Source organism: Streptomyces sp. NPDC059816 (assembly GCF_042732055.1).
In the GTDB taxonomy this organism is placed as follows: Bacteria; Actinomycetota; Actinomycetes; order Streptomycetales; family Streptomycetaceae; genus Streptomyces.
On record NZ_JBHWIQ010000027.1, the window covers coordinates 1 to 16211 of the forward strand.

General features: G+C 72.5%; 15 protein-coding genes. 12 read left to right on the forward strand and 3 right to left on the reverse strand.

Annotation, left to right across the window (positions count from 1 at the left end):
• Nucleotides 1-274 precede the first annotated feature (274 nt).
• From ACFV88_RS28830 to ACFV88_RS28860, 7 genes are all read left to right on the forward strand, one after another.
• A complete protein-coding gene (locus tag ACFV88_RS28830) occupies nt 275-919 on the forward strand; it encodes an HAD family hydrolase (protein WP_385494889.1) in 645 nt (214 codons plus the stop codon).
• 56 nt (nt 920-975) lie between these two features.
• Nucleotides 976-2148 (forward strand): acetoin utilization protein AcuC, encoded by a 1173-nt coding sequence (locus ACFV88_RS28835; RefSeq protein ID WP_385494890.1) that lies wholly within the window; start codon nt 976-978, stop codon nt 2146-2148.
• Nucleotides 2149-2287: 139 nt separating this feature from the next.
• Nucleotides 2288-3103 (forward strand): phosphatase, encoded by an 816-nt coding sequence (locus tag ACFV88_RS28840; RefSeq protein WP_385494891.1) that lies wholly within the window; start codon nt 2288-2290, stop codon nt 3101-3103.
• 128 nt (nt 3104-3231) lie between these two features.
• Nucleotides 3232-3441 (forward strand): helix-turn-helix domain-containing protein, encoded by a 210-nt coding sequence (locus ACFV88_RS28845; protein ID WP_351249121.1) that lies wholly within the window; start codon nt 3232-3234, stop codon nt 3439-3441.
• Nucleotides 3442-3580: 139 nt separating this feature from the next.
• Nucleotides 3581-3679, forward strand: a complete 99-nt coding sequence (locus ACFV88_RS28850; protein ID WP_003948845.1) for a 30S ribosomal protein bS22 — start codon at nt 3581-3583, stop codon at nt 3677-3679.
• Nucleotides 3680-4005: 326 nt separating this feature from the next.
• Nucleotides 4006-5058, forward strand: a complete 1053-nt coding sequence (locus ACFV88_RS28855; protein ID WP_385494892.1) for an NAD-dependent epimerase/dehydratase family protein — start codon at nt 4006-4008, stop codon at nt 5056-5058.
• Between the two features lie 59 nt (nt 5059-5117).
• Nucleotides 5118-6155, forward strand: a complete 1038-nt coding sequence (locus ACFV88_RS28860) for a lysophospholipid acyltransferase family protein (protein WP_385494894.1) — start codon at nt 5118-5120, stop codon at nt 6153-6155.
• Between the two features lie 63 nt (nt 6156-6218).
• Here ACFV88_RS28860 and ACFV88_RS28865 read toward each other — a convergent pair whose 3' ends face one another.
• The 3 genes from ACFV88_RS28865 to ACFV88_RS28875 all read right to left on the reverse strand — a co-directional run bounded on the left by ACFV88_RS28865 (nt 6219) and on the right by ACFV88_RS28875 (nt 10074).
• Complete coding sequence (locus ACFV88_RS28865; protein WP_385494895.1) at nt 6219-7580, reverse strand: DUF5667 domain-containing protein; 1362 nt, start codon at nt 7578-7580, stop codon at nt 6219-6221.
• 328 nt (nt 7581-7908) lie between these two features.
• The gene (locus ACFV88_RS28870) at nt 7909-8754 is read right to left on the reverse strand and encodes an ECF subfamily RNA polymerase sigma factor, BldN family (protein WP_385494897.1); all 846 of its coding nucleotides are present in this window, start codon (nt 8752-8754) and stop codon (nt 7909-7911) included.
• Nucleotides 8755-9120: 366 nt separating this feature from the next.
• The gene (locus ACFV88_RS28875) at nt 9121-10074 is read right to left on the reverse strand and encodes an HAD family hydrolase (protein WP_385494898.1); all 954 of its coding nucleotides are present in this window, start codon (nt 10072-10074) and stop codon (nt 9121-9123) included.
• A gap of 281 nt (nt 10075-10355) precedes the next feature.
• On the opposite strand from ACFV88_RS28875, the gene ACFV88_RS28880 reads away from it, so the two are divergent.
• The 5 genes from ACFV88_RS28880 (at nt 10356) to ACFV88_RS28900 (ending at nt 16153) form a co-directional block, all read left to right on the forward strand.
• Nucleotides 10356-10643, forward strand: a complete 288-nt coding sequence (locus ACFV88_RS28880) for a glutaredoxin family protein (RefSeq protein WP_385494899.1) — start codon at nt 10356-10358, stop codon at nt 10641-10643.
• A gap of 512 nt (nt 10644-11155) precedes the next feature.
• Nucleotides 11156-11950: a redox-sensing transcriptional repressor Rex gene (locus ACFV88_RS28885; RefSeq protein WP_385494900.1), complete on the forward strand. Its 795-nt coding sequence runs from the start codon at nt 11156-11158 to the stop codon at nt 11948-11950.
• A complete protein-coding gene (locus ACFV88_RS28890; RefSeq protein ID WP_385494901.1) occupies nt 11947-13506 on the forward strand; it encodes a glutamyl-tRNA reductase in 1560 nt (519 codons plus the stop codon). Before ACFV88_RS28885 ends, ACFV88_RS28890 begins: the two co-directional genes overlap by 4 nt.
• Entirely contained in the window at nt 13503-14462 is a 960-nt protein-coding gene (gene hemC / locus ACFV88_RS28895; RefSeq protein WP_385494902.1) for a hydroxymethylbilane synthase, read from the forward strand. Before ACFV88_RS28890 ends, hemC begins: the two co-directional genes overlap by 4 nt.
• On the forward strand, nt 14459-16153 hold the full coding sequence (locus tag ACFV88_RS28900; protein WP_385494903.1) for a uroporphyrinogen-III synthase: 1695 nt from the start codon (nt 14459-14461) through the stop codon (nt 16151-16153). Before hemC ends, ACFV88_RS28900 begins: the two co-directional genes overlap by 4 nt.
• The last annotated feature ends 58 nt before the right edge of the window (nt 16154-16211 follow it).

The window sequence follows — 16211 nt, forward strand, 5'->3', positions numbered from 1 at the left end:
CCCTGTGGGAGAGTAGGACGCCGCCGAACAAATTTTGAATAAGAGAGCTGTGGGCTCTGGAGGGTTATTCCTCCGGGGCCCACAGCTCTTTTTTGTTTTCCGCCACGGCGCCGCCCGCGGCCACGGGCGTCACCCGCCGTCCCGTCTCACCGAGGCGTGCGGGAGTCTCCCGTCTCGCCCCGGGCGACCTCCGCGAGGCGGGCCGGGAAAGGGCCGGGTTCCCCACGGACCGTCCACGCGGGGGGAGTTGCGGACGACCCTTAGGCTCGGAGGCATGCGCTACGAACTGGTGGTCTTCGACAACGACGGTGTCCTCGTGGACAGCGAACCGCTCGCCAACCGCATCCTCGCGGCCTATCTCACCGAACTGGGGCACCCGACCACGTACGAGGACTCCTTGCGGGACTACATGGGGGCCGCGGTGCACCGGGTGCACGACCTCGTCGAGGAGCGCACCGGACAGCGACTGCCGGCGGACTTCGACCGTGAGATCCAGGCGCGGACGGCGGCCGGCTTCGTACGGGAGCTGAAACCCGTACCCGGGGTCGTCGACGTGCTGGAGCGGCTGGTGGCCGACGGCGTCCCCTACTGCCTCGCCTCCTCCGGCAGCCACGAGCGGATCGGCGTGGGCCACCGTACGACGGGGCTGGACCGGTGGTTCGGCCCGGAGCGGGTGTTCAGCGCGGAGGACGTGGGACGGGGCAAGCCCGCGCCGGACCTGTTCCTGCACGCGGCCCGGCAGATGGGCGTGGCCCCCGAGCGCTGCGTGGTGATCGAGGACAGCCCGCTCGGGGTCCGGGCGGCGGTCTCGGCCGGCATGGACGTGTACGGGTTCACCGCGATGATGCCCGCCGAACGACTCGGCGACGTCACCGGGCTGTTCGGGGACATGCGGGAGCTGTACGCACTGCTGGACTGAGCACCGCGGGCCGCCCCTGCGGTCGCCGTCCCAGCCGGACCGATACGGTGATCGGCATGAGCGGGCACGCACGGTTGATGTGGGACGAAGCGGTGACGGGCTACGACTTCGGGCCGGATCACCCGATGAACCCGGTTCGACTGGATCTGACGCGCAGTCTGGTGCGGGCCTTCGCACTGGACCGGCGGATCGAGACGGTCGCCGCCGGGCGGGCCGGGGACTCCACGCTGCGGCTCGTGCACCGTCAGGACTACATCGACGCGGTGCGGGCGGTCTCCGCCGACCCGGGTTCCGCGGACGGCTCGTACGGCCTCGGCACCATGGACGATCCGGCGTTCGCGGGCATGCACGAGGTGTCCGCGTTGATCGCCGGACAGTCGGTGGGGGCGGCCGAGGCGGTGTGGCGGGGCGACGCGCTGCACGCGGTGAACTTCGCAGGCGGACTGCACCACGCCATGCCGGGCTCCGCCGCGGGGTTCTGTGTGTACAACGACGCGTCGTTGGCGATCGCGCGGCTGCTGGAGCTGGGTGCCGAGCGGGTCGCGTACGTGGACGTGGACGTGCACCACGGGGACGGCGTCCAGACCGCGTTCTGGGACGACCCCCGGGTGCTGACCGTCTCGCTGCACGAACACCCGCGGACGCTGTTCCCGGGCACCGGGTGGCCCCAGGAGACGGGCGGGGACGCGGCTCCGGGGTCGGCGGTGAACGTCGCGCTGCCCGCGGGGACCGGCGACGGGGGCTGGTTGCGGGCCTTCCACGCGGTGGTGCCCGAACTGCTCGCGGAGTTCCGTCCGCAGGTCCTCGTGACCCAGCACGGGGCCGATACGCACTTCGAGGACCCGCTCGCGCACCTCGCCGTGTCCCTGGACGCCCAACGGGCCGTGCAACTGGCCTGCCACGACCTGGCGCACGCGTACGCGGACGGGCGCTGGGTGGCCCTCGGGGGCGGCGGGTACGCGGTGGTCGAGGTGGTGCCGCGGTCGTGGACGCACCTGGTGGGGATCGCCGCGGGGGCGCCCGTGGAGCCGACCGCCGAGGTGCCGCAGGAGTGGCGGCAGGAGGTCTTCGCGAAGACCAGGATGCCGGGGCCCCGACGGATGACCGACGGTCGGTGGCCCGTCGGTTGGGCCGACTGGGACGCCGGGTACGACCCCGCCGACCGGCTCGACCAGGCCGTGCTCGCCGCACGGCGGGCCGTGTTCCCGCTGCGGGGGCTGCTGGCCTGACCGCTCGGCCGTTGCCCGCCGGGCCCGGTCCGTAGTGCTCGGTGGCGGTGGCGGTGGGCGCAGTCGGTCGGTTCGGCCGTTCGAGGGGGCCGGGGGCGTTCCGGGTACGCGACGGCCCCGGGTGACGGACCATGACGGAATGACGGGCGCGGGATGGCTGCGGGGCTACGTGGTGGGGGCGGGGCTCGCCGGCGAGGTCAGCACCTCGCGGGAGGGGAGCCTGCGCAGGTACCGGCTCTTCGCCGACCGGGACCCGCGGGCGCTGCTGGGGCTCGACCCGCTCGGCGAGTGGAGCGCGGCGCAGGTGATGGCGCTGATGGCCGACCGGTGCGGGGTGTCGGGGGACCCGGAGTGCCGGACCGGGCGGGACGTGATCGACCCGCGGCGGACGGTCGCGGCGCTGGACGGGTTCGCGGAGCGGATCGCGGTGGCGGTCGGGCGGCGCGAGGCCGTTCTGTTGGGCACCGGACATCCGGATCGGCTGTTGGAGTTCTACGCCAGTTTGGCCGGTGCCCTGTCGGCGGCTGGATGTGAAGTCCTCACCCCCGGTGCCGGTGACTCTGTCGACATAACGACCCGGTTCGGCCTACGCGGGCATCGTCTCGACTACGTACGGGGCGTTGCACTGGTTCGGGAACGCGATGCGCCGTGCGCCGGGCGTGAGACCGGCGCGCACACCCATTCTCCGCTGCCCGTGAGGGTGGCGCTGGCGGCCTGTGCGGCCTCCGGAGGGCCGCTGCCCGGGTTGGTCATCGGGGACCACGGTTGGGTCTGCGGGGCAGGTCAGCTGGGGTTCGACGCGATCGGCCTGGGGGATTCCGACGATCCCGCGCTGTTCGTGGGGGAGGCGGAGGGGAAGGTATCCGTGGCGGTGCCGCTCGATGACGCTGCGCGCTCTGTTTACTACCGGCCGCTCACTCGCTATGTACTCAAACGGGCGTGTCTGTCACAGTAGGCCGCCGATCGCTGCTCCTCTTCCCCACTCGCATCACCCGCCCCTAGTCTGGGGAGTGAGCGCACAGCGACGAGGAGTCACCGGAGGGGAAGCCGGTGCCCGTCATGTGTGGAAGGTTCAGGTGTGTCATGGCTGCTGCCGATCGGCCTCTGAGCGAGGTCCAGTTCTTGACCGTGGCGGAAGTCGCCTCGGTGATGCGAGTGTCCAAGATGACCGTGTACCGGTTGGTGCACAGTGGTCATCTGCCCGCGATCAGGGTGGGGAGGTCCTTCCGAGTTCCGGAGAACGCCGTTCACGAGTACCTGCGCGACTCCTATGTGGGGGTGGACACCGCCTGATCGTCACCCTCGATTACAGACTGGGAGCTCGGGCGGGGTAGGCTAGCCCCTCGTAGGTCGTGTGGGCCCCAATGCAGCCCCGCACCGAGTGATTGTCCCTGCTGAGCAGGGGTTGTCCCAGAAGTGAGCGAGGGTTGACGTGGGCTCTGTAATCAAGAAGCGGCGCAAGCGGATGGCGAAGAAGAAGCACCGCAAGCTGCTGAAGCGCACTCGCGTGCAGCGTCGCAACAAGAAGTAGTTCCCCTTCACGGAGGAGCGGTCGGCCCAGGTCGTCCGGTGGTCCGGGAGCACTGCTCCCGGGCATCGGTGGCGGTCGTCGGCTGGCCCCCTCCGGGAGCTGCTTCGTGTCGCGCCGCGACGGCGCTCTGTGGCCCTTCCACTTCGGTGGGAGGGCCACAGTCGTTTGGTGCGGTGTCTGCTTTCCGTCGCCCCGCGGCGGGACGGACGTTCGCCTCCGGTGGCGACCCGCTAACGTGGCGGCCAGGCACCGGTCGGGCCACGACCGGGCACGGCGGACTCCACGCGGCGGTGGTGCGGCGGAGGCGGGGAAGGCAGGCGCGGAACGTGGGCGAGGTCGTGCTCGTGACCGGGGCGGCCCGGCAGTTGGGCGGTGCGTTCGTCCGACGCGTCCTGGGGGACCCGGAAGTCGAGCGGGTGGTGGCGGTGGACGCGGTGGAGCCGGCGAGCCCGCTGGAGGGCGCCGTGTTCGTGCGCGCGGACATCCGGCGGCCGGCGATCGGGCGGGTCCTCGCCGAGCACGCCGTGGACACGGTGGTCCACCTGGACGTCACCGGCACCCCGCCGGGCGGTGGTGGTCGGGCCGCGCTCAAGGAGACCAACGTCATCGGGACGATGCAGCTCCTCGGGGCGTGCCAGAAGTCGCCGACGGTGCGGCGGTTGGTCGTGAAGTCGTCGACGAACGTGTACGGCTCGGCGCCGCGCGACCCGGCGGTGTTCGACGAGACCACGCCCCCCAAGTCCCTGCCGAGCGGCGGGTTCGCCAAGGACGCCGTCGAGGTCGAGGGGTACGTACGGGGCTTCGCGCGTCGTCGTCCCGACGTCGCGGTGTGCGTGCTGCGGTTCGCCAACATCCTGGGGCCGCGGCTGGACACCCCGCTCACCGGGTACTTCTCGCTGCCGGTGCTGCCGACGGTGTTCGGGTACGACCCGCGGCTCCAGTTCGTGCACGAGGACGACGTGGTCGAGGTGCTGCGGATCGCCGCGGGCGACCCGGTGCCGGGGACGCTGAACAGCGGGACGTTCAACGTGGCCGGTGACGGGGTGCTGCTGTTGTCGCAGTGCGCGCGCCGGTTGGGGCGGCCCACCGTGCCGACGCTACTGCCGGCGGTGACGTGGGCGGGGTCGGCGCTGCGGGCGCTGAACCTGTCGGACTTCTCGCCGGAGCAGGTGCGGCTGCTGACGCACGGGCGGGTCGTGGCGACGCGCCAACTGCACGAGACCCTCGGCTACCGTCCCCGGTACACGACCGCGGAGACCTTCGCGGACTTCGTACGCAGCCGGGGGCCCGGACTGCTGCCGCCCGCGGCCTTGGCCCGGGTGGTCGACCGGGTCGCGCGACGCACGGTGCCCGATCCGGTGAGCGGCATCCGGACCTGACGCAGCGCGCCCACGCCCATGGCCGTGGCGGGGGTGCCGATCGAGGAGTGCAGCACGATATGGCGGACGCCAAGGTCATCCCGTTCGACGACGACCGGTCGCGCACCGGTGCGCAGCGCCCGGCCCGGCGCCGGGCGCCCGCCGCGCGGCGCCCCGGCCCGCCGGAGGAGCCCGCGGAGGTGACGGCGCTGCCCGGTGCGGCGCCCGGTCCGCGGGGTGACGAGGGGGAGGGCGACGGGGCGCAGGAGCGGCGGCCGGGTGGCTGGGAGGAGCGGATCAGCGGCGGTTTGGCGTTCCTGCGGCGACGGTTGACCGGTGAGTACGAGGTCGATGACTTCGGGTTCGACGCGGAGCTGACCGATCAGGTGCTGATGTCGTTGCTGCGGCCGGTGTACGAGAAGTACTTCCGGGTCGAGGTGCGCGGTGTCGAGAACATCCCGGACGAGGGGGGTGCGCTGATCGTCGCGAACCACTCGGGGACGTTGCCGTTGGACGGGCTGATGATGCAGGTGGCCGTCCACGACCATCATCCGCGGGGGCGGCACCTGCGGCTGTTGGCGGCGGACCTGGTGTTCATGTTGCCGGTGGTCAACGAGTTGGCGCGGAAGGCCGGGCACACGCTGGCGTGTGCTCAGGACGCGGAGGCGCTGTTGCGCCGCGACGAGTTGGTCGGGGTGATGCCGGAGGGGTTCAAGGGCATCGGCAAGCCGTTCGGGGAGCGGTACAAGCTCCAGCGGTTCGGGCGGGGCGGGTTCGTGTCGACGGCGTTGCGGGCGGGGAAGCCGATCGTGCCGTGTTCGATCGTCGGGGCGGAGGAGATCTACCCGATGTTGGGGAACGCGAAGACGCTGGCGCGGTTGCTGGGGGTGCCGTACTTCCCGCTCACGCCGACCTTCCCGTGGCTGGGTCCGCTGGGGGCGTTGCCGCTGCCGACGAAGTGGACGATCCAGTTCGGGGAGCCGATCCCGACGGACGGATATCCGCCGGAGGCGGCGGAGGACCCGATGTTGATGTTCGATCTGACCGATCAGGTGCGGGAGCAGATCCAGCACACGCTGTACAAGCTGTTGGTGCAGCGGCGGTCGGTGTTCTTCTAGGCGGTCGGTGACCCGGTGGGTGGGGGCGCGCCTCCCGAGGGTGCCCCCACCCACCCCCGTGGCCTACGGGCGGGTGTCCTTGGCGTCGATGCCGAGGTCCGGGAGGAGACCGGGGAGGAGCGGCGGGAGGGTGACGTCCGGCTCGGGGTCCGCGGAGGGCTTGTCGGAGGCGGTGGGGCTCCCGGGGTCGCGGCCTCGGGGCGGGTCGAGCAGTCCGCCGGTGCCGCCGCCGATGAGGGCGCCGTCCTTGCCGTCCGCACCGCTCTTGCCGTCCTTGCCGGGGCTCGACGCGGAGGGTGCGGGGCGGTCGCTGGCGCCGCCGGTGCCGCGTTCCCGGGTGTCGCCGCTCTCGCCGCCGCTGGGGCGGGCGGGTGCGGTGCGTTCGGCGCCGCCGGGGGTCGGGCCGGTCGGGGTGCGGTCGGTGGCGGGGCCGCCGCTGTCCGGGGTGCCGCTGGGTGCGGGGCGTCGGGGCAGCAGGGAGCGCAGGGGTTCCACCTCCTGTTCCAGGGCGTCGAAGACGGAGCTGACCTGTTCGCTGACGTCGCCGAGCTGGACGGGGAGGGTTTCGCGGAGGGTGCTCCAGCTGTCGCGGTGGGAGCGCGAGAAGGCGGAGAGCGCCTGGATGGGGCCGAGTGAGCCGTCGCGTTCGTAGGCGGCGAGCAGGAGGCGGTGGCCCTCGGCGGCGTCGTGTCGCATGCCGTTCAGGGTGCGGCGGACCTCGGTGACGGACTCGTGGTCGAGGTGGCCGCCGCGTCCGCGGTCCATGAGCCTGCGGGCTTCGTGGAGGCGGGTGGACGCTTGGTCGAGGTAGAGCTCGCCGCGGTCGGTGTCGCTGTCGGCAAGGCCCCGCTTGACGTCCTCCATGCCCCGTTTCAGGCCGTAGAGGGTGTCACCGGGCAGGGCGTCGCCGCTCGCTGCGGCCACGCCCCCCAGGGCGCCCGCAGCAACGCTGATGGTGAGGCCGCCGGCGGCGAGGCCCTTGCTCAGCCGGGTGCGGGGGCGCAGTTTTCGCAGCGGTCCGGCCCGGTGGGCGCCCTTCGTCCCCTTGCGGGTCCGCTGCTCGGGCACCGAAGGGTCCGTCGCCCCACCGCCTGCGCCCTCCCTCAGCATGGCCTCCATGGCGGCCACGAGCTGGGCGCGCTGGACGACCTTGACCTCGGGGTCCAGGGTGGGTCTGGGTACGGCGGTGAGGCCGTTCGCCAGGGTGAGCATGCGGGCGGCTTCGGTCCGCTGGTCGTTCGCCCGGGTGGATCGTTCGGGCCGGCCGGATTCGCCGGACTGGCCGGGTGGCTCGGACTGCGGCTCGTACGGTGGCTCGGACTGCTGGGACTGCTCGGCCGCCTGGCCGGGCGTACCCGGGCCCGAATCCTCCAGGGCCTGGGCGAAGGCGTTCGCCCGCCGGTGCGCCGATACGTTCGCGATCACTGGCGGCACCTCCTCTCGTCATGACGGTCGACTCCCCAGGGGGTCCTGAGGGTTCCATTCCCCGAGGGCTTCCACCCGTTCGAGGGAGCAGAGATGGTCGGGGTTGACCACGGGGAGCCTGTATCCCGGACAACGAGTGGCGCGGCACTTCGGTTACGGACGCTCGACGACCGGACGTGCCGGCCAAATGTCGCTTACGCATGGTGAGTTGATCGTCGCGTACCGTGTCGGGATCGGTTTCCCGGATCAGGCGGGGCCGGTGGGGCGGCTGGGGCGGTGCGTACGGGGGCGCTCTCCGCGGAGGTCCTCCACGGAGGTGACCCCCGGTTCAGCGGGCGTCGTCCGGGAGGAGTCGGGCGAGGGTGCGGACCGCCCGGTACTGGAGGGTCTTGATCGCGCCCTCGTTCTTGCCCATGACCCGGGCGGTCTCGGCGACCGACAGTCCCTGGAGGAACCGGAGGGTCACGCACTCCTGCTGCTGGGGGTTGAGGCGGCGGACTGCTTCGAGCAGCGCCGCGTTGGACAGGGCCTCCAGGACGGAGTCCTCGGGGCTGCGCTCGACCTCGTTGGCGTCGAGCATCTCGCCGGTGGTCACTTCGAGGCGGAAGCGGCTGCTCTTGAAGTGGTCGGCGACGAGGTTGCGGGCGATGGTGACCAGCCAGGCGCCGAAGTCGCGGCCCTGCCAGGTGAACGTGCCGATCCGGCGCAGGGCGCGCAGGAAGGTCTCGCTGGTGAGGTCCTCGGCGGTGGCCTTGCTGCCGACGCGGTAGTAGATGTAGCGGTAGACGGTGTCGCTGTACTGGTCGTAGAGCCGGCCGAAGGCTTCGGCCTCGCCGGACTGGGCGCGTTCGACCAGCTCCATCATGCGGGCGCTGTCGCTGTCCGCAGCCGGGCGGCGGACGGTGGTCGTGGTGCCGCCGCGGCCCCGGCGGGTGACGGCGGTCGGGCTGCCGTCGGCCAGGGCGTAGCAGCGGCCGGTCGGGCCGGGGGCCCGGGGCGTGCGGACGGAGGGACGGGGGCAGTCGGTCGGACGACGGACGGATGGCGCGGGTGGTGCGGGGACTGCGTATGCGGGGACGGCGTACGCGGTGGGGACGAAGCCGCGCAGGTGGTCGAGGACCGTTGCGCGCAGCGTAGCCAGGCCCGAGGCGTCAACCCCGACGTGTGGGTACACGGGACTCCCAGAGGCAGAGCTTGCATCACGTGCTGTGCGGGACCGTTCACCCGTCGTGGCGACGTGTGGGTACCGGTTGCGTCTGAGGAGAATAACGCTTCGTACAGGCGGTGCTACACCCAGTTGCTCAAATCATCGAATACGGCGGTTCTGGTTTCGCTTCGTGTCCGTTTAACTAGCTGAGAGTGAGCAATTGTTGATCGAGATGGATCGCTTTGGGGGTGGGAGCCAGGTGTGTTGTGGCGGATTCTGTCTGCGGGCCGTCTGCGTGCACGTGCCGGGCGGGCCCCCGGCAGGGGTGGCGGTACGTGCAATCCCGCCAAACACAGGCCACGGCCCGCGGGCGGGAGGACGACGCGGGGTCGGTCAGCGGCGCGTCTTGCGGTGCAGGGCGATCGCCGCTGCGGTGCCGCCCGCCACGGCGCCCACGCCGGCCGCCGCGGGGATGCCGACCTTCGCCGCCTTGCGGCCCGTGCGGTAGTCGCGCAGTCGCCACTCGCGGGCCCGGGCGTGCTTGCGGAGCTTGCTGTCCGGGTTGATCGCGTAGGGGTGGCCGACCAGGGACAGCATGGGGATGTCGTTGTGCGAGTCGCTGTACGCGGCGCACCGGCCCAGGTCGAGGCCCTCGGCGCCGGCGAGCGCGCGCACCGCCTCGGCCTTGGCCGGGCCGTGCAGGGGTTCGCCGACGAGCTTGCCGGTGTAGACGCCGCCGACGGACTCGGCGACCGTGCCGAGCGCACCGGTCAGGCCCAGCCGGCGGGCGATCACCGTGGCGATCTCGACCGGGGCGGCGGTGACGAGCCACACCTTCTGGCCGGCGTCCAGGTGGGCCTGGGCGAGGGCGCGGGTGCCCGGCCAGATGCGGTCGGCCATGTACTCGTCGTAGATCTCCTCGCCGATCGACATCAGTTCGGCGACCCGGTGGCCCTTGACGATGGACAGCGCGGAGTCGCGGGCGTCCTGCATGTGCTCGGGGTCCTCGACGCCGGCGAGCCGGAACCACGTCTGCTGCCAGGCGAACCGGGTCAGCTCGCGGGTGTCGAAGAACTTCCGCTTGTACAGCCCGCGGCCGAAGTGGAAGAGGGCGGCGCCCTGCATCACCGTGTTGTCGAGGTCGAAGAAGGCGGCGGCGCGCTGGTCGCCCACGACGGGGAACTCCGCCTCGGGGGCCGCCCCGGCGGTCTCCTCGGCGGGCGCGTCCGGAGTGGGTTCGAGGTCGGTCGAGGACTTGCGGGCGGCCTCCGCCGACGCCTCGCCTGCCAGCACGCTCCGTGCCGTGGCGGAGCGCCTACGGGGGGTGAGCCATCGAAGAGCGGCCATGCCGTGAGCATAGCCAGTTTGTTCGGAGGCGCCCCGCCCGCCCGGGGGCGGCCCGGTGAACCGCGGGTGGCCGGGGCGTTCGGCGCCGCGGGTGGTGCAGGTGGCGCTCCCCGCCCGGTTCCCGGTGCCGCCGCCGGTTCCGCTTCGGTGCGGGGGCGGCGGACCGGCCGCGGCGCGGGTGGCCGGGCTGGGGCGGCTGGAGGTTGGCCGGGAGCGGCAAGGATCGGCCGGGGTCGGGCGGGGGCCGGGCGGGGGCCGGGTGTCGGGGTGCGGGGGTGAGAATGGCCCGTATGAGTCCGCTCTTTCGACGTACCCAGAAGAAGCCGCCCGCCGAGCGTGTCGTGACCCTGATCGGCAAGCCGGGGTGCCATCTGTGCGAGGACGCGCAGGCCGTGATCGAGAAGGTGTGCGGGGAGCTGGGGGCGGCCTGGGAGTCGAAGGACATCACCCAGGACGAGGAGCTGCACCGTTTGTACGCGGAGCAGATCCCGGTGGTGCTCGTGGACGGTGCGCAGCACGACTTCTGGCGGGTCCGCGAGGACCGGCTGCGCCGAGCCCTGACGGCCTGACGGCCTGACCGGCTGATCGGAGGCCGGGGCGGCGGGGGCGTCGCGGGCTCCGGTCGGGCCGGTCCGGTGGCCGAGGTGCGGGCGGGGGTGGGTGCGTCCGGTGTGATGTGTGGTGCTCGGGGGCGGGTGAGGGGGGCGATTCCCGTGGGGCGGGCGGGCGTTGGCCGGAAACGGGTGTCCGTCACGGGGCGATTCGGGATCGAGTGGGCACTTTAGGGCTAAAGGACGGGTTACGATCGTGGCTGTTCGGATGCCGCTTGGCTTCGGTTCGACTTCGGGGGGCGGGGTTGTGTTGAGGAGTGTGTTCCGCTTTGCCCCCTTCAGGTGAGCGTTCTGGGTGTCCGTGCGTCGGTTCCCGGAACGTGCGTCGAGAGTGCGTGACCCCGGTCACGTTGGCCGGGCAAATCGGACACCATCTTTGTGCACGCGTTCACAAAGACATAGCCTTCTGTCGACGGGGCGGTCCCGGCACACTCGGCCGCCCACAGCCCCGCTCTACCCGCAGGAGCACCGTGGCAACTGGCCGAACACACCGACCGGCGACCCGTAGCCGAGGGATTCCCGAGGCCACCGTCGCCCGGCTTCCGCTGTACCTCCGCGCCCTCAACGGGCTGTCCGAGCGCTCGGTTCCCACGGTTTCCTCGGAGGAGTTGGCGGCGGCGGCGGGCGTCAACTCCGCCAAGCTCCGCAAGGACTTCTCGTACCTCGGCTCCTACGGCACCCGCGGGGTCGGCTACGACGTCGAGTACCTCGTGTACCAGATCTCCCGCGAGCTGGGGCTGACCCAGGACTGGCCCGTGGTCATCGTCGGCATCGGCAACCTCGGCGCCGCGCTCGCCAACTACGGCGGGTTCGCCTCCCGGGGGTTCCGGGTCGCCGCGCTCATCGACGCCGATCCGGCGATGGCGGGCAAGCCGGTCGCCGGCATCCCCGTCCAGCACACCGATGAGCTGGAGAAGATCATCGATGAGAACGGGGTCTCCATCGGGGTCATCGCCACGCCCGCCGGGGCCGCGCAGCAGGTGTGCGAGCGGCTCGTCGCCGCCGGGGTGACGTCCATCCTCAACTTCGCGCCGACCGTCCTGAGCGTTCCGGACGGCGTCGACGTGCGCAAGGTCGACCTCTCCATCGAACTCCAGATCCTCGCCTTCCACGAGCAGCGCAAGGCCGGGGAGGAACTGACCGAAGCGGCGGAGGCGGCCGACGCCGCCGAGGAGCCCGCGAAGGGCACCGACGCGGTGGCCGAGGGCGCCCGCTCCCCGCGCAAGGGACCCGACGGGGACGTACCCGCCGTGATGCCGGCATGAGTCTCCTCGTCGTCGGGCTGAGTCACCGCACCGCGCCCGTGAGCGTGCTGGAGCGCGCCACGCTGTCCCGGCCCCGCCAGGGCGAGCTGCTCCACGACGCCCTGGCCACCGAACCCACGGCCGAGGCCGCCGTCCTCGCCACCTGCAACCGCATCGAGCTGTACGCGGACGTCGACAAGTTCCACGCGGGCGTCGCCGAGCTGTCCACCCTGCTCGCCCGGCACAGCGGCGTCGGGCTGGACGAGCTGACGCCCCACCTGTACGTCCACTACGAGGACCGGGCCGTTCACCATCTGTTCTCGGTGGCCTGCGGACTCGACTCGATGGTCGTCGGGGAGGGGCAGATCCTCGCGCAGATCAAGGACGCCCTCGCCGTCTCCCAGGACCTGCACACCGCCGGGCGGCTGCTCAACGACCTCTTCCAGCAGTCGCTGCGGGTCGGCAAGCGCGCCCACTCCGAGACCGGGATCGACCGGGCCGGGCAGTCGCTCGTCACCTTCGGGCTCCAGCAGTTCGCCGGCACCGACCCGGTGGCGGGGGACGCCGCCGCGTCGCTCACCGCCTGGGCGAAGGGCAAGCGGGCCCTGGTCATCGGGGCCGGTTCGATGTCCTCGCTGGCCGCCGCGACCCTGGCGCGCGCGGGCGTCGCCGAGGTCGTCGTCGCCAACCGGACCCTGGACCGCGCCGAGCGCCTGGTGGCGATCCTCGGCGAACCCGGTGGCACGGGCGTCTCCGCCCGGGCCGTCCCGATGGACAAGGTGGCCGCGGAGCTGACACGTGCAGACGTCGTGGTGTCCTGCACCGGGGCGTCCGGGCTGGTGCTGACGGCGCAGGACGTGGCCGACGCCATCGCCGGGCGCGCCGTCGAGGACGCCGTGTCGGGAGCGCCCGCCACCTCGCCGGTGCTGCTCGACCTGGCGATGCCCCGGGACGTCGACGCGGCGGTGCACGACCTCGAAGGGGTCCGGCTCGTCGACATCGAGTCCCTCGCCGAGGCGTCCGCCGACGCTCCGATGGCCGCCGACGTCGACCAGGTCCGCACGATCGTCTCCAGCGAGGTCGAGACCTTCGGCGCCGCCCAGCGGGCCGCGCACATCACCCCCACCGTGGTCGCGCTGCGCACCATGGCCGCCGACGTCGTCGCCGGGGAGATCGCCCGCCTGGAAGGGCGGCTGCCCGATCTCGCCGACAAGGAACGCGCGGAGATCACCCAGACCGTCAAGCGCGTGGTCGACAAGCTGTTGCACGCGCCGACCGTACGGATCAAGGAGCTCGCCGCCGAACCCGGTGGTGCGGGGTACGCGGACGCGCTGCGCACCCTGTTCGACCTGGACCCGGAGGCCGTCGCCTCCGTCTCGCGCGCCGAGCGGCCCCGGTGGAACGACACCGACCCGCGCGGTGAGTCGGGAATCGAGGTGCCGGGCGCGGCCCACCTCGTCCGGCTCGCCGAAGCACCCGGCCGCACGGGCGCCCCCCAGGGCATCGCTGGCGTACCCCTGGACGTCACCGGTGTCCCCCCGAACGTCACGAACGGCAGGAACCGAGGACGCGCATGACTGAGAAGGCACTGAGGCTGGGGACCAGGCGCAGCAAGCTCGCCACCGCCCAGTCCGGACTCGTGGCCCGGGCCGTCCGGGAGTTGACCGGGCGCGACGTGGAACTGGTCGAGATCACCACGTACGGCGACACCTCGCGCGAGCACCTGGCGCAGATCGGTGGCACCGGCGTGTTCGTGGCCGCGCTGCGCGAGGCGCTGCTGCGTGGCGAGGTGGACTTCGCGGTGCACTCGTTGAAGGACCTGCCGACGGCTCCCGCCGAGGGGCTCGTGCTGGCGGCGGTGCCGGAGCGCGAGGACCCGCGGGACGTGTTGGTGGCCCGCGACGGGCTCACCTTCCCCGAGCTGCCGAGCGGGGCGCGGATCGGTACCGGTTCGCCGCGCCGGATGGCGCAGCTCAACGCGTACGCCCGGGATCACGGGATGACCGTCGAGACGGTCGCGATCCGCGGGAACGTGGACACGCGCATCGGATACGTACGGGACGGGGAGCTCGACGCCGTCGTGCTCGCCGCCGCCGGACTGCATCGGATCGGCCGGATCGGTGAGGTCACCGACTTCCTGTCCGTCGACACGGTGCTGCCCGCCCCCGGCCAGGGGGCCCTGGCGATCGAGTGCGCCGCGCAGGACGCGTCGCTCGTCGCCGTGCTCGCGGAACTGGACGACCCGTTGACGCGGGCCGCCGTGACTGCCGAGCGTTCCCTGCTCGCCGCCCTGGAGGCCGGTTGCAGTGCCCCTGTCGGGGCGCTGGCCGACCTGTTGGCCGACGGGCAGATTGTCAAGGAGATGCGCTTGCGCGGTGTCGTCGGTACGACCGACGGCTCGACGCTGGTGCAGCTGTCCACCACCGGTCCCGTGCCCTCCACGCAGGAGCAGGCCATGGCGCTCGGTCGCGAACTCGCGACCGAGATGCTGGCCAAGGGCGCGGCCGGTCTGATGGGGGAGCGAGAACTTTGAGCCCCACCGCCTCGAACCATTCCGCCGTTCCCGCACACGGGCACGTCACCTTCCTGGGTGCCGGACCGGGTGATCCGGGGCTGCTGACCCTGCGCGCCGTGGAGGCGCTCGCGGGTGCGGACGTACTGATCGCCGAGCCCGATGTGCTCGATGTGGTCCGGGCGCACGCCAGGGTGGGTGTCACCGTCCTGGACGCGGCCTCGCCCCGGTCGCCCTCGGGCGCACCGGACCAGGCTGCTGACGGGGCGTCAACTGCCGTCGGTGGTCCCGTGTTGAGGGACACGGCCAATCTTGTCATGGAGGCCGCCCGGGGCGGCAAGCGGGTCGTGCGCGCGGTGCCGGGGGATCCCGGCCTCGACACGTACGCGGCCGGCGAGATGCTGGTCTGCGCTTCCGGCGGGGTGCCCTTCGAGGTGGTGCCCGGGATCGCCGCCGCCGTCGGGGTGCCCGCGTACGCGGGGGTGCCGTTGCGCGACGAGCAGGGCACCGACGTGCGGTTCGTGGACGCGCGGACCGCGTCCGAGCGCTGTTGGTCCGAGGTCGGGGCGTCGGACGGGACCCTGGTGGTCTCGGCGACGTTGGAGACGGTGGCCGCGGCGGCGGGTGAGCTCGTCGCGGCGGGCCGCAAGCCGGACACCCCGTTGACGGTGACCGTGGGCGGGACGACGACCCGCCAGCGGACCTGGTCGGCGACGCTCGGGACGATCGCGCAGGCCCTGAAGCAGGCGAAGGTGCTGCCCGCGCCGGACGGGGGCCGCCCGGTGATAGCCGTGGTCGGCGAGTGTTCGGCCGCGGCCCAGCGGGACCGTCTGTCGTGGTTCGAGTCCAAGCCGCTGTTCGGCTGGCGGGTGCTGGTGCCGCGGACCAAGGAGCAGGCGGCGTCGCTCTCCGACCAGTTGCGTTCCTACGGTGCGGTGCCGCACGAGGTGCCCACCATCGCGGTGGAGCCGCCGCGGACCCCGCAGCAGATGGAGCGGGCCGTCAAGGGCCTGGTCACCGGCCGCTACGAGTGGATCGCGTTCACCTCCGTCAATGCGGTGAAGGCGGTCCGGGAGAAGTTCGAGGAGTACGGGCTCGACGCGCGGGCGTTCGCGGGGATCAAGGTCGCCGCGGTCGGCGAGCAGACCGCTGCTGCGCTGGTCGCGTTCGGGGTCAAGCCGGACCTGGTGCCGAGCGGCGAGCAGTCGGCCGCCGGTCTGCTGGAGGACTGGCCGCCGTACGACCCGGTGTTCGACCCGATCGACCGGGTGTTCCTGCCGCGGGCCGACATCGCCACCGAGACGCTGGTGGCCGGGCTGATCGAGCTCGGTTGGGAGGTGGACGACGTCACGGCCTACCGGACCGTGCGGGCGTCGCCGCCGCCGGCGGACACCCGGGAGGCGATCAAGGGCGGTGGGTTCGACGCGGTGCTGTTCACCTCGTCCTCGACCGTGCGGAACCTGGTCGGCATCGCCGGGAAGCCGCACAACGTCACCGTCATCGCCTGCATCGGCCCCGCCACCGCGAAGACGGCGGAGGAACACGGGCTGCGGGTGGACGTGATGGCGCCGGAGCCGTCCGTGCACAAGTTGGCCGCCGCGCTGGCCGACTTCGGTGCGGCCCGGCGGGACGCCGCGGTGGAGGCGGGCGAACACGTGACCCGGCCCAGCGAGCGGCGGCCCGGGGCACGGCGCAGGCGCGCCACCCCGTAGGTTGGAGTGCAGTGCGGACGCCCCGTGGCGGGGGTCCGCCCGAACCGCCCGGGGCGGG

Bases quoted from the DNA above. Each gene is read 5' to 3' on its own strand.
- ACFV88_RS28830 (WP_385494889.1), top strand. From the start codon at position 275: ATGCGCTACGAACTGGTGGTCTTCGACAACGACGGTGTCCTCGTGGAC.
- ACFV88_RS28835 (WP_385494890.1), top strand. From the start codon at position 976: ATGAGCGGGCACGCACGGTTGATGTGGGACGAAGCGGTGACGGGCTAC.
- ACFV88_RS28840 (WP_385494891.1), top strand. From the start codon at position 2,288: ATGACGGGCGCGGGATGGCTGCGGGGCTACGTGGTGGGGGCGGGGCTC.
- ACFV88_RS28845 (WP_351249121.1), top strand. From the start codon at position 3,232: ATGGCTGCTGCCGATCGGCCTCTGAGCGAGGTCCAGTTCTTGACCGTG.
- ACFV88_RS28860 (WP_385494894.1), top strand. From the start codon at position 5,118: ATGGCGGACGCCAAGGTCATCCCGTTCGACGACGACCGGTCGCGCACC.
- ACFV88_RS28875 (WP_385494898.1), bottom strand. From the start codon at position 10,074: ATGGCCGCTCTTCGATGGCTCACCCCCCGTAGGCGCTCCGCCACGGCA.
- ACFV88_RS28880 (WP_385494899.1), top strand. From the start codon at position 10,356: ATGGCCCGTATGAGTCCGCTCTTTCGACGTACCCAGAAGAAGCCGCCC.
- ACFV88_RS28890 (WP_385494901.1), top strand. From the start codon at position 11,947: ATGAGTCTCCTCGTCGTCGGGCTGAGTCACCGCACCGCGCCCGTGAGC.
- hemC (WP_385494902.1), top strand. From the start codon at position 13,503: ATGACTGAGAAGGCACTGAGGCTGGGGACCAGGCGCAGCAAGCTCGCC.